Raw genomic sequence first — 12,478 nt, 5'->3', positions numbered from 1 at the left:
AAATCACCCTTACAAAAATTAACCCTCAAGATTGTCTTTCAATGGAAATTATCGTGATGCAAGCCGCTATTAACCCTCTCCCAAAACTAACAGAAGAACAGCAACTTTTACAGTGCCTTGCTGGGGGCGAAATTAATGCCTTTTGGCAACTCTTCCAACAGTACCGAGACTACCTGTTTCGGTGCTGCCTCAAGTGGACGAACGGCAACTCAACCGAAGCGGAAGATTTGTTGAGTCAGGCGATGCTCAAAGGGTTAGAAAAAGCACAAAAATATGCGGGAAAAATTGAAAATTTCAAATATTGGCTGATAACGCTGACTCGGAATTTTTGGATCGATTTAAAACGTCGCCCTTGTGCAAACCAAGTTGAGGATATAGAAGTGTATGGAGAGCGAGAGGATTTAGGATGGGTGGCGGTTGACAACACACCTGGAAGTGCCTTGGAGCGTGATGATAGAAACCAGGTCATTCGCGCTGCTATTGATGAGTTACCGACCAAAATGCGCGAGACATTTATCCTACATTTTTATGAGGAATTGTCTTATCAAGAGATAGCTGAAAGGCAAGGAATTTCCTACCCGAATGTCTGCAAGCGTATTTCGCAGGCGCGGGGAATTTTAGTAAAGGAATTGCGGGGTTATTTTATTGAGGAAAAGACAAGCACTGAAGTGTCAGTCACACCTGTAGTAATAGATTCGGTAATTGAGGAAACTCCCCTGGAGAAGGCGGGAGTTGAGCCGATTTTGGATGAGCCGATGACGCTATCTGTTGCGGTGGCGGAAGTGGAGTGTGTTGTGGATGAGGAATCGCCGGAGGTAGTGGTATCTGAGCAGGAGTCTGAGTCGGATTTTGTGGCGGTGAGTTCTGAGGGGAGTTTGGAGGAATTTAAGGCGATCGGGAAGCAGGTACTAAGAGCAGTGCCCCGGTGGCTGTCCAGTTTTGGAGGTTCACAACTGCTTCATGGTCTAAACGAATTGGTATGGAGGAATTTGAAACAATTTTTTAAAATTTTAGTAGTGGTGACTATTACAGTTATGGCCCAGACAAATATGGCATGGGCTGTTCCAGATTCTATTTGTCTGGAAGCTCTAGCTTACTGTCAATTAATGGATATAGACCATATTATAGAAGGGCATTGCTATCAAGATTGTCAAACTACAGGGAAATCTCAGTTTGACAAGGATCATTGCAATCATGCTCAAGATGCTCTGCCCAGTTTATGCAAAGCGGTACTTAATAGTCCCTCATGCAAAGCCTATAAAAATCCGAACGAATTCTACGAGATAGTGTCAGATGGAGTGAGCCCCGATATTGGAATAGTCCAGCCATCACCAGGAGCAGCCTGTATAGAAACAGGGCGAGTAAAAGTAATCTACGATCAAAACGATAGATATTACACGGGAGTACATATTACGAATATGTATCCTATTAAGCCTGAAAATTAAAGCAATTCATAAATTGAAAGAGGAGTTTGTCACGAAAAAGAAAAGGTACAAAACAAAGGAAATACCAACCTATATGAACAAGATCAGTAAATGGATGGGGGCGCTGTTCGCTATCGTTATGGCCGCAATGTTGAGCGTACAGGGAAATAGCCTAGCATTATACCAAACAAATGAGGTTGTAAATTTTCAAACACATAAGACTGGAGTTACCCAAGACGAAGATAGTGTATATCGTGTTAAGCAAGATAAGGTTTGCCGTGACAAGAAAATAGACCCAGAACGGGAGGTGGTATGGCAAAAGAAAAATATATATTATGCAGACAAAAGTAGTCAACAAAAGCTAATGACTCACGAGACTCAGGTTTTTCTAATAAAGAATGAAGAAGATGATAAGGCTGAGGCAGAAGGACACCCAGATGATGGAAGCTGGACAGTATTCTTAAGAAGAAAAGCAACTATGGGGAGTTATCCAGTGGACTTTTTTGCAACCAAGGAGGGGCTAGTAGAGCCTAAAAATTCATCAATCCATTTTGGACACCAAATAACATACATTCCTCCGAAATCCTTAGATAAATGTCCACAAGATTGAGTTTGAGGCGAATGGGTGCGACCGCCGTTAGTAGAGTTTGGGATGAGGAGGAGATCGCTTTTTGGTTGATATGGAGATGAAGGGGCGAGCGGGCTTGCTTGAGTTTGAGGCGGCATTCCCCTTTTTCTGCTTATCGCGAGCGTAGTGTGCATCAAGTTAGAAAAAGAGCCTCTAAATCAAAAAAATCACCTACTCATAACTCAAATATACCCTCTAGGTTTTAGGAATTCATTCAGAAAAAAGGATAAGTAACCGTCATTAAGTGTAGAAGGCAATTTCTTAAGACAACAAGCAAGAATCGGTTCCAAACCGCAACGACAGAAAAATATAGAGGATAATTCAATGGTCAGTCCAATCACCGACAAACAGCTAACCCAAGAAGAATTTGAAAACATCTTGGATGCTATGGAGACCTATTATGTTGCAACAATCAAAGGAGAGGCTTCCGAACCACTACCGAGATTCCTTTCGTCATACTTTATCGCGTCATTCGATAAAAATGATCCGCATTTCATCCTCTTTCCCCATCTCCCCTAACTCAATCCTCAACACTCCGTTCCTGACCCAACTCAACCACAGACGATCTCCGGCGCACCTTGCGAGTCAAGCCAGAAAACCCGCCACGGCTATTCCACAGACACTTACGCCATGCCCAACCCCTGCGGCGCTCACCGATATCCCAAAAAATCGAACCCCTCTATCCTTCTTTAAATTGACACAACAAAGAAGTAGAGAGCGCGATCGCCCCTTGCTACGATCGCTCGTAGGTTGGGTTGCGCTACGGCAAAACCCAACATTTCCTAGCTCAAACAGGCAATAACAGATTCTAATGATTCACTTATTGGAGGAAATGCAATGAAGAGTATCTTATCTATTGATGGTGGTGGCATTCGCGGAATTATTCCTTTAAAAGTGCTTGAATATATCGAAGGTAAGACAAACAAGCCAATTCACGAGCTATTCGATGTCATCGGCGGAACTTCAACAGGGGGAATTATTGCTTTAGGTTTGAACTCAAAATCATCGAACACAGAAGCCATATATTCAGCCAAAGATTTGTTGAAGTTTTATACTGAAGATGCTGGCGAAATTTTCCAAGAAGCAAAAAGAGAATATATCGAACTAGAAGAAAAAGTTGAAGCCGATGATAAGCTAGGCAACCCAGGATTCCGTCATTCAACATATTCTTCTAAAGGAATTGAAAAGTATCTAAAAGAGAAATTTGGTTCAGACACGAAAATGTCGGAATTACAACCAAAGCCAGACGTGTCAGTGTTTAGCTACGACATTCAGAATGACTGCCCCTACTATTTCAATAGCAAAAAAGCTCGTGAAAATCCCAATTTTGATGATTATTGCGTTTGGCAGGCTGCCCGGGCAACCTCAGCAGCTCCGACTTTTTTTCCAACTGCAAGGTTTCCTGAAAAGTCAAATTCTATCTTCGTTGATGGTGGAGTCTACATTAATAATCCGGCACTTGCGCTTTTGATTCAGGCCAAACATTTGTATCCTTATGAGCAAAAATTTTTACTAATTTCTCTTGGAACAGGAAGCTTGAAAGTAGCACGCGACTTAAAAGATGCAGGGATTTTGGGATGGATGATAAGTCATCCTGGAGCGCTATTAGACGTTATGATGAAGGGTGCTTCCGAAACTACCCATCAACAATTGCAAGAACTGGTATCAGGTAATTCAAATTCTGGGCTTAAGATTCCGAGCTTAAATCAGTATGAGCGATACCAGAAAGAGTTGCAGGAAAATATTGCAATGGATGATATTAAACCCAAAACCCTAACAAAGTTGGTAAACCTTGGAGAAGCTCTGGTAAACGAAAATAAAAATGAGTTGAATGAACTTTGTGAGGTTTTAGTAAAAATTAAGTAGAGCGATCGCTCCCTAGTTACCTATCAAGATACTGACAGTTTCTAAGCGATCGCCCCTCTATCTTTCTTGAAATTTACACAACTTTGAAGAAGTAGAGAGCGCGATCGCCGTCCACCTATCCCAAAATCTCTTGAGCGATCGTGAATGTCACGATCGCGATGAGAATCCATTTCTCAGGTTAAAACCTTACTAATAAAGAGTTTAAAGCTATGGTTGGTATGACAATGCCTCTAGAAACAATCTGTCTTAAAAATTTAGTCGAACCCTAGTAGTGGGGAATCCCCCTCTGAATATCAAAACAATCACTGAATACATTCAACACAAAATATAAAGCAAGTGAATAAAAACAATTTTATAGGTGAAGCAAATACAATGTTGGAAATTAGATTAGCAAAAACACCTGAAGAAAAAGAACAGGTTTTTAGGTTACGCTATCAAATCTATGTAGAAGAAATAGGATATACCCTAAAATATACCAACCACAACAATGATAAAATAGAAGAACCGCTAGATAATTCAGGCAATATTTTTGTGGCTTTTAAGGATGGAGAATTAGTGGGTACTGCTCGAAGTAATTATGCTAAAAATTCAGATTTGGGATACTATACAGAACTCTATAAAATGAGAGAAATTGCCAAAAATGAACATCCCTTAAGTACGTCAATTGGTACGAAATTTATGATTCAAAAACATTTGAGAGGAAGCAGAATCGCTTTTGGTATTATGCAGACTCATTACAATCAATTACTGCTAGATCAAATAAAATTTGATTTTATAGACTGCGAACCACACATGATTCCTTTCTTTCAAAAGCTAGGCTACCAAACCATTGATATGATAAATCACCCGGAATATGGCAGTGGTATGGCTATGATGTTAGATGTTTTTAATTTGAAGCATCTACAGCGAGTTAAATCGCCTTTTATGCGACTGCATATAAAAGACTTTAATTTTTCAAAACATGGCATAAATATAGTCAATATTAAGCCATAAAACACTCATAAATTACGTTATTTTGATCAAATCAAATAATATTGATTGAGAGGAAAACATGAAATCAATTCAAACAACAATAAATTTGCAAAAAATCCTAGAAAAAGAAATACTGGTTTGGGCATTCATTCCCTGTTTATCTCTAGATCAAGATTTTTCTAACGCAGAATTTAACCCTTTATATTTTCAACAAGAACTAACCGATGTTTTTGCTGAACTGGAGGTGGCATGGAAATTTAAGCTAATCACTTTAAAGAATATGAAGGAGGTGATTGAAGAAGTGGCTGCTTCCCAAGCCCAATATTTTCCAGTTGTACTAAATTACTGCGCTGGACTAGATGAAATTGATGGATATCCAGGTGCTTCTGTTGTTAAATTATTGGAAGCTAAGGGTATTCCTTTCGCGGGGGCAGATTCTCAATTTTTTAAAATGGGAGACTCCAAAATCTTGATGAAACAGGCTTTCGTTGAATCGGGAGTCTCAACTGCACCCTATGAAGTGATTAAGGATGTGAATAGCATTCGGGGATTATGCGATCGCCTTATCCCTCCACTGATTGTTAAACCTTCAAGTTCGTTTGGTACTAGAGGTATTTCTTTGCAATCTGTTGTCCACACCGATGAAGAAGCGATCGCTCGATTTGAGGCTCTACAGCAAGGACAACATGGGATGCAGGTACAGGCAGACAGTATCTTTGTAGAACGATTTATCAAAGGTCGAGAATTTACGGTTTTTCTCGTAGGGGCTGCTCAACAGCCAAAGCAGATCGAGATTTACCCCCCTCTAGAAACTGCTTTTCACTCTGGTGTACCTGAAACTGAGCGATTTTGTACCCGCGAGTTACGGACAGGAGAAGCAGAACAGCGAACCCCTCTGCCACCTCATGAATCATTATACCGTTATCAATTAGCACCGACTGAATTGCAGGATCGACTTTGCGATTTGGCTAAACGTGCTTACTGTGCAGTGAGTGGTAGTGGATATGGACGGGTAGACATCCGTATGGACGAGACAACTGAAGAGATGTTTGTTTTAGAGGTAAATCCCAGTCCTGCTGTCACCTCCAAGTCAGCCACGATGGGTGTGGATCAGCCAAATACATCTAGGGTTGGTACTATTTTGCACCAGGCAGACATTCCATTTCGTCATCTGATGTCAGAAATAATCGGGGAGGCTTTGACTAGGCATTCAACTCAGTAGTTTCAAAAACTGTAATTTACTGTAAACCCAAAGTTTTGAAGTTGATTAATCTCTCTAATAAATCGCAAAAAAAAAGGATTTCGTTTATATGCGGCAAACTAATAGCGTGCGGAATGAAACTCTAATTAGTAACTTAACCAGTTCTAATAAGACTCTAAATCATCAAAATATAGAAGCTTTGCAAGTTGTTTCTGAAATAGAGGAATGTATTAAATCTTTAGAAGCACAATTTAATAAAATCCCTTGGTCAAACAGGGAATGTTATGCGGATTTTTTAGCTCAAAGCTATTATCAAACTTCTCATACGCCACGTTTAGAAGCCCTGGCCATTTCCCGATGCAGCAATAATAGCAATTTCTTTCCTTTATTCGTTGAAGGATTTCAAGGGGAGGTAGGGCATGAAAGCTTGGCTCTTCAAGATCTAAACTCGTTAGGCTATTCTATTGAATCTTTTTCAGAATTGCCAGCTACATCCAGTTTCTACCATAGTCTTTACTACTTCCTAAATTACGAAAACAGCTTATCTATTTTAGGGTACAAGCTTCCTTTAGAGGGTTTCGCTTGCCAGGATAGTCAGAAGTTTTTCTACGAGAAAATGGTAGGCTTATATGGTGAATCGTCAACACACTTCCTTAAAGTTCACGATTCAGAAGATGTTTCTCACTACAAACAAGGTTTAGAAATGCTTCAGATGTGTGAAAGCAAAGACCTAATTGTGATTTGTAAAGTCTGTCAACAGTTTTCTTATGCTTTTGGAGCAATGACAGAGGCGATTGCAAAGAAACACCTCAACAAGAGATCTGCTGAAAGTTCATTAAAAGCTGGTACGCTAATAACGCTAAATCAGAAATTGTGACATCTCAGCTAGTGCAAGATTTTCTAGCTGAGATGGCTACTGTTTTTTTTGCGCTCCCAATGCCACCTTACCTGGCTTGAAAACACCTGGGGTATTGCAGCGAGTCACCCTTTAACTTAAAAATCAATGAATCTCATCTGGTTTTTCAAACAACTCAATAAATACATCGCTCCCTACCGATGGTTAGGCATTCTTCTGATTGCTCGTGGACTTTTTGAGGCGGCATTTGACTCCTCAATTAGAATCAGCTTAAAGTTCATTATCGATGCTGCCATCATTCCCCAAAACTACCATCTCCTAATTTTAATTCTTCTATTACTGGGTGCGGGAGCGATTTTATTTGTCTTCATCGGATTATTAGGAGATTTCTGGGCAGCACGGTTTAATATTTCCGTCACCAACAATATCCGCTCAACTCTGTTTGTTCGCCTGCAAAACTTATCGATGGAGTTTTTTGGGCGACGTTCAGCCGGAGATATTGTTAACTGTTTTTCCGCCGATACCGAAAAAGTAGAAAATAGTTTGCTCTACGGATTTATTCTAATTTTAGAACTCGGTAGTATCCTCTTTTCTGCTATTTTTATGTTTTCCCTCAACTGGCAGCTAGGTCTAATTAGTTGTATTGGGTTAACCGTTTGCGTTCTTGCCCCCGCAAAAATTGGTCAAAAAGCGACCGAGCAAAACTATCAACTGAGAGACAAACGAGGAGAAATTGCCAATGTTGTTCAAGAAAATATTCTCTCTCAATCTGTAATTAAATTGTTTGGTTTACAACCCCGAAGCATTAAGAATTTTCACGACAACTTGCAGGATTTAAAGAAAGTTTATGTACAAGCTACGTTTTCCTCTTATTTAGTTCAAAGAATTCCCACTCTAGTTTTTGTTTTTGTCCAACTAATCGTTATCAGTATCGGTGCGGTTATGACCTACCGAAACATGATTACAGTTGGAACTCTCGCCTCTTTTCAAGTTTTATTGGTGGGTTTAAATTTGAATATTCTCAGCTTTACTTTTTCCCTGCCCTACCTCATAGAAGGCATAGCTGGAATGCAACGCATTAATATTTTATTGGCTGAAATTCCCCAAGTCGAAGACGCGCCCGATGCGGTGGAATTATCCCCTTTTTCCCGCGAAATTTGCTTTAACAACGTTAACTTTAGCTATTCCTCTGAGAGAAAAGGAGTTAGCAATCTATCCCTAACCATCAAAAAAGGAGATTTTGTTGTATTTGTTGGTCAGAGTGGGGCGGGAAAAAGCACCATTGTTAACCTCTTAACCCGGCTTTACGACCCCGACAAAGGACAGATTATATTTGATAGTATTGACTTGCGTTCCTGCACTCAAAAATCCCTGCGCGACCAAATCGGACTGGTTTCTCAAGAGGTCATTTTATTTAACACTTCCATCCGAGAAAATATCAGAATGGGCTATTTAGAAGCCACCGATGAGGAAGTGGAAATTGCTGCTAAAAATGCAGAAATTCACGAATTTATTCTCACTTTACCCCAAGGTTATGATACCCCGGTTGGTGACAGGGGCGGACAACTATCGGGAGGACAACGCCAAAGAATCGCCCTCGCCAGGGCATTAGTCAGAAATCCTGCTATTTTAATATTAGATGAAGCGACATCCGCCCTTGACTTAGTAACCGAAGCGGGTATCCTAGCAACTATTGACCGCCTTGCCAAAGAACGCACTGTTATTATGATTACCCACCGCATTACCCAAGCATTGCGTGCCGATAAAATCTTTGTGTTGGAAAACGGCACGATTGTTGCCAGTGGTAATCATACAGAATTGTTGAAAAAAGAAGGAGTTTATGCTACGCTTTGGCAGCAAATGAATGGAGGAAATTCCAATAGTACAGAGATTGCAAGTGTTTAATTTACCTGAAAAAAAATATTAATCAAGCCCAAAAAAGCTATTTATCTTTCCACGATTGGTACAAAATCCGAACGAGAAAGACTCGTAAAATACGACTATCGAAGTCGGCGATCGCAAATATGGGAATAGACAGGCAACCTCTAAAAGTGCTTTTATAGGATTGATGCGCTAACATGACAGCCCTTGGAGCCATTGGAATACTGCCATAGTGTACAACTTTATTGTCTGTATATTGACTTATACTTCTACATTGTTCAGACACCAGTGTACAACTTTAAAGTCTAGAGTTTTAGAAGAGCTAACGGAATATCAGCGATTTGACAACTTGTGAGTGTACAACTTTATTGTTCCTTTACAGCGGGGTTAGTCTCGGCGTTCAGACTCAGCGACGATTTGAATTCTATCTATTAAAACCAGCCTTTGATTATATAGAAAAAAAGTTAAATAAAGATTAAGTAAAGGTTATTTAAAGTTTAATTTTTTGAAAAATATCGTTATTTTGAGAAAATTCAGTCTTCAGTTATAAAAATAAAATAAGTTTTTTCTTGTAAATCTATCTGATGAGGGACAGAGAATAGCATTGGGCTGATTTAATCTTAAGGCATTCACACAGATTTTAAATAAACATCAATATTCTTGGGAACTTTAGATAAAGATTCTGAGCCTTGTTGATTGGTTTCTCGTCTGTGGAATTGTTCAATTCAAGTTTAATATTTTTTGGGTATGACTTCTAATGCTCAGAGTTCTCAGGCAGATGACGATAATCGTTCCTCGCGTGAACAGATAACAGATCAAACTTTTTTTTGGCTAAATCGGATTCTAGCATTTAGTGTTGCTGCCGTTTTAATTTGGCTAGCAATAGAAGTTACACTTGCGGGTGTTCCTGCAATTAAAGAATTTGGAGCCAGCTTTTTAACCACCAGTGCCTGGAATCCTCCTGAGAGTAATTATGGCATACTTCCGATGATTTATGGAACAATTGTAAGTTCCTTAATCGGTTTGTTAATTGCAGTCCCGATTGCGATTGCTAGTGCTGTGGTTTTGAGTGAAAACTTTTTACCCGTTTCTATTCGGACTGTACTCACTTTTCTAGTGGAGTTATTAGCTGCAATTCCTAGCGTTGTCTATGGACTATGGGGAATTTATGTCCTGATTCCATTTTTGCTAATTGTAGGTGGATGGCTACACCAATATTTAGGCTGGATTCCATTATTTAGCACCCGACCAATTGGCCCTGGAATGTTACCTGCCGGAGTCATTTTAGCCATAATGATTTTGCCCATTATTACGGCTATTTCTCGGGATTCTCTGGCTTCATTACCGCCCGAATTACGCAGTGCCGCTTATGGGGTTGGCTCGACTCGATGGCAAACTATTTTTAGCATTTTAATTCCGGCTGCATTTTCAGGAATTGTCGGCGGAATTATGTTGGGATTAGGCCGGGCTTTAGGAGAGACAATGGCGGTTACGATGGTAATTGGAAATAGTAATGACTTGAGTATTTCTCTATTTGCACCCGGAAATACAATTGCCTCTTTAATTGCCAGTCAATTTCCAGAAGCAAGTGGTTTACAAGAATCTTCTTTGATGTATGCCGGAGCGGTTCTATTTTTAATTACGCTAATCGTTAATATTTTGGCGGAATGGATTGTTCGTCAGGTGAAAAAATACTAGGAGATTTATTAATGACTTCAGGAACAACAGAGCAAAACGGTTTTCCCAATGAGAGTATCGAAACTTCAGGATCAAATTCAGGTAATCTGATTGAAAAACTCTTAACTGGAATAGCTTTTTTCATGTTAGGTTTGGCTATTTTACCTTTAGGGCTAGTCATTTCTTATGTGATTTTTAAAGGATTAAGTCGATTTAATTTGGCTCTTTTTACTGAAATTCCTCCCACTGCAATGCAAGAAGGAGGAGGTGTTGCTTCAGCGATTGTTGGAACAATACTTCTGGTTGGTCTTGCCGCCGTAATCAGTGTTCCTATTGGTATTGGAGCGGGGATTTATCTCTCTGAATTTAGCTCTAAAAAAATTGCCAAATGGATTCGCTTTGCCACGAATGTTCTGAGTGGAGTTCCTTCGATTATTGTCGGAATTTTTGCTTATACTGTAGTGGTTTTAACGATGGATAAATTCTCAACTTTAGCCGGAGGATTTGCCCTAGCAATTTTGATGCTTCCCATCATTGTCAGAACCACAGATGAAGCATTACAACTCGTCCCTCAAGAGGTTCGTTGGGCTTCGGTTGGTGTCGGAGCATCGAGTTTTCATACTGTTTTACAGATCGTTATTCCGGCAGCTATTCCAGCTATTTTAACCGGAATTACTCTCGGTGTTGCTCGGGCGGCAGGGGAAACAGCACCTTTGTTATTCACCGTGATTTTTGCTCAAAGTTGGCCGGATAGAATTATCGATGAAACTGTTCCTTCAATGTCAGTTTTGATCTATAACTTTGCAACGGCTCCCTATGAAAATCAACAAGAAATTGCTTGGGCGGCTTCATTAATTTTGATTTTGTTAGTTCTGTTTGCGAGCATTTTGGCTCGATATTTTGGTCAGAAAGGAACTTATTAGGTTTTTAACTCATTCTTCACTTCAAACTCGGAGGTAAATTATGGATAATCGTCATTTTGAGATTCAAGACAATACTGAGAAAAATAGAAACAGACCGGAAAAAAATTCAATTGAAGTTCGAGACAATATGCAAACAATGAGACAGAATAATCACTCCTCAGAAAATCGTGACTCTCATGCGAGTCAAGACGACAATCATTCACAGAGAAACAGAGAACGTCACAACTCTAAAAACAATCGCTCCAATCAAAGCATAAAGACATTCAACAATAGTGTTTTTACAACTGAACAGTTAAGCGTCTATTACGGTGATACCTTAGCCTTAAGTAAGGTCAATATGGAAATTCCCCCTAAACAAGTCACTGCGTTAATTGGGCCGTCGGGTTGTGGGAAAAGTACCTTAATTCGTTGTTTTAATCGTCTCAATGATTTGATTGAGAGTTTTCATACTGAGGGTAAAGTTTTTTTCCATGATAAAAATCTTTATTCTAAGAAAGTTGATGCGGTTAAAGTGCGTCGAAAAATTGGTATGGTTTTCCAAAAACCAAATCCTTTTCCCAAGTCAATTTATGATAATATTGCCTATGGAGCCAGGATTAATAATTATTCGGGAGATATGGATGAGTTAGTTGAAAACTCCCTGAAAAAAGCAGCGCTATGGACTGAGGTGAAAGATAAACTGAAAGAAAACGGTTTATCCCTCTCTGGAGGTCAAAAACAACGTCTATGTATTGCTCGGGCGGTGGCGTTGAAGCCGGAAGTTATTTTAATGGATGAACCCTGCTCCTCTCTTGACCCGGTTTCGACTCAAAAGGTTGAAGATTTAATTCATGATCTCAAAGAAAGTTACACAGTTGTTATTGTTACTCACAATATGCAACAGGCGACCAGGGTTGCAGATTTAACTGCTTTCTTTAACGCTGAAGAAGGAGAGTCAGGAAATCGATTTGGGTATCTGGTTGAGTATGATGAAACTGATAAAATCTTTCAAGATCCCCAAGAGGAAGCGACCCAAAAATATGTGAGTGGTGACTTCGGATAAATCCCATT

The 12,478-nt window shown here is 39.7% G+C and carries 13 protein-coding genes; 11 read left to right on the top strand and 2 right to left on the bottom strand.

What is annotated here, in order from left to right:
* The first annotated feature begins 41 nt into the window (after positions 1–41).
* From M595_RS29310 to M595_RS14535, 4 genes are all read left to right on the top strand, one after another.
* A complete protein-coding gene (locus M595_RS29310) occupies positions 42–1,445 on the top strand; it encodes an RNA polymerase sigma factor (protein ID WP_071809933.1) in 1,404 nt (467 codons plus the stop codon).
* Positions 1,446–1,518: 73 nt separating this feature from the next.
* Positions 1,519–2,034 (top strand): hypothetical protein, encoded by a 516-nt coding sequence (locus M595_RS14545; RefSeq protein WP_023067081.1) that lies wholly within the window; start codon positions 1,519–1,521, stop codon positions 2,032–2,034.
* 342 nt (positions 2,035–2,376) lie between these two features.
* Positions 2,377–2,571, top strand: coding sequence for a hypothetical protein (locus M595_RS14540; protein WP_040484135.1), 195 nt, complete (start codon positions 2,377–2,379; stop codon positions 2,569–2,571).
* 318 nt (positions 2,572–2,889) lie between these two features.
* A complete protein-coding gene (locus M595_RS14535; RefSeq protein ID WP_023067123.1) occupies positions 2,890–3,918 on the top strand; it encodes a patatin-like phospholipase family protein in 1,029 nt (342 codons plus the stop codon).
* Between the two features lie 41 nt (positions 3,919–3,959).
* Here M595_RS14535 and M595_RS32735 read toward each other — a convergent pair whose 3' ends face one another.
* Complete coding sequence (locus M595_RS32735) at positions 3,960–4,088, bottom strand: hypothetical protein (protein ID WP_023067092.1); 129 nt, start codon at positions 4,086–4,088, stop codon at positions 3,960–3,962.
* Positions 4,089–4,254: 166 nt separating this feature from the next.
* On the opposite strand from M595_RS32735, the gene M595_RS14530 reads away from it, so the two are divergent.
* The 4 genes from M595_RS14530 (at position 4,255) to M595_RS14515 (ending at position 8,852) form a co-directional block, all read left to right on the top strand.
* Entirely contained in the window at positions 4,255–4,911 is a 657-nt protein-coding gene (locus M595_RS14530) for an N-acyl amino acid synthase FeeM domain-containing protein (protein WP_040484134.1), read from the top strand.
* 58 nt (positions 4,912–4,969) lie between these two features.
* Positions 4,970–6,112, top strand: a complete 1,143-nt coding sequence (locus tag M595_RS14525; protein WP_023067075.1) for a D-alanine--D-alanine ligase family protein — start codon at positions 4,970–4,972, stop codon at positions 6,110–6,112.
* 88 nt (positions 6,113–6,200) lie between these two features.
* The gene (locus M595_RS14520; protein ID WP_023067108.1) at positions 6,201–6,968 is read left to right on the top strand and encodes a heme oxygenase-like domain-containing protein; all 768 of its coding nucleotides are present in this window, start codon (positions 6,201–6,203) and stop codon (positions 6,966–6,968) included.
* Positions 6,969–7,094: 126 nt separating this feature from the next.
* The gene (locus M595_RS14515) at positions 7,095–8,852 is read left to right on the top strand and encodes an ABC transporter ATP-binding protein (RefSeq protein ID WP_023067068.1); all 1,758 of its coding nucleotides are present in this window, start codon (positions 7,095–7,097) and stop codon (positions 8,850–8,852) included.
* A gap of 37 nt (positions 8,853–8,889) precedes the next feature.
* On the opposite strand, the gene M595_RS31200 is transcribed toward M595_RS14515, so the two are convergent.
* Positions 8,890–9,045 carry a hypothetical protein gene (locus M595_RS31200; protein ID WP_161809822.1) on the bottom strand — a complete coding sequence of 52 codons (156 nt, stop codon included), beginning with the start codon at positions 9,043–9,045 and terminating at the stop codon, positions 8,890–8,892.
* 530 nt (positions 9,046–9,575) lie between these two features.
* Between M595_RS31200 and pstC the strand changes: the two genes are divergently transcribed.
* The 3 genes from pstC to pstB are packed head-to-tail and all read left to right on the top strand — an operon-like array spanning position 9,576 to position 12,470.
* On the top strand, positions 9,576–10,526 hold the full coding sequence (gene pstC / locus M595_RS14510; protein ID WP_023067076.1) for a phosphate ABC transporter permease subunit PstC: 951 nt from the start codon (positions 9,576–9,578) through the stop codon (positions 10,524–10,526).
* Between the two features lie 11 nt (positions 10,527–10,537).
* Positions 10,538–11,428 (top strand): phosphate ABC transporter permease PstA, encoded by an 891-nt coding sequence (gene pstA / locus M595_RS14505; protein WP_023067109.1) that lies wholly within the window; start codon positions 10,538–10,540, stop codon positions 11,426–11,428.
* 40 nt (positions 11,429–11,468) lie between these two features.
* Positions 11,469–12,470, top strand: coding sequence for a phosphate ABC transporter ATP-binding protein PstB (pstB, locus tag M595_RS14500; protein ID WP_023064943.1), 1,002 nt, complete (start codon positions 11,469–11,471; stop codon positions 12,468–12,470).
* Positions 12,471–12,478: the final 8 nt, after the last annotated feature.

This window comes from Lyngbya aestuarii BL J (assembly GCF_000478195.2).
Taxonomy (GTDB): Bacteria; Cyanobacteriota; Cyanobacteriia; order Cyanobacteriales; family Microcoleaceae; genus Capilliphycus; species Capilliphycus aestuarii.
This window is presented reverse-complemented; position numbering and strand designations above follow the sequence as displayed.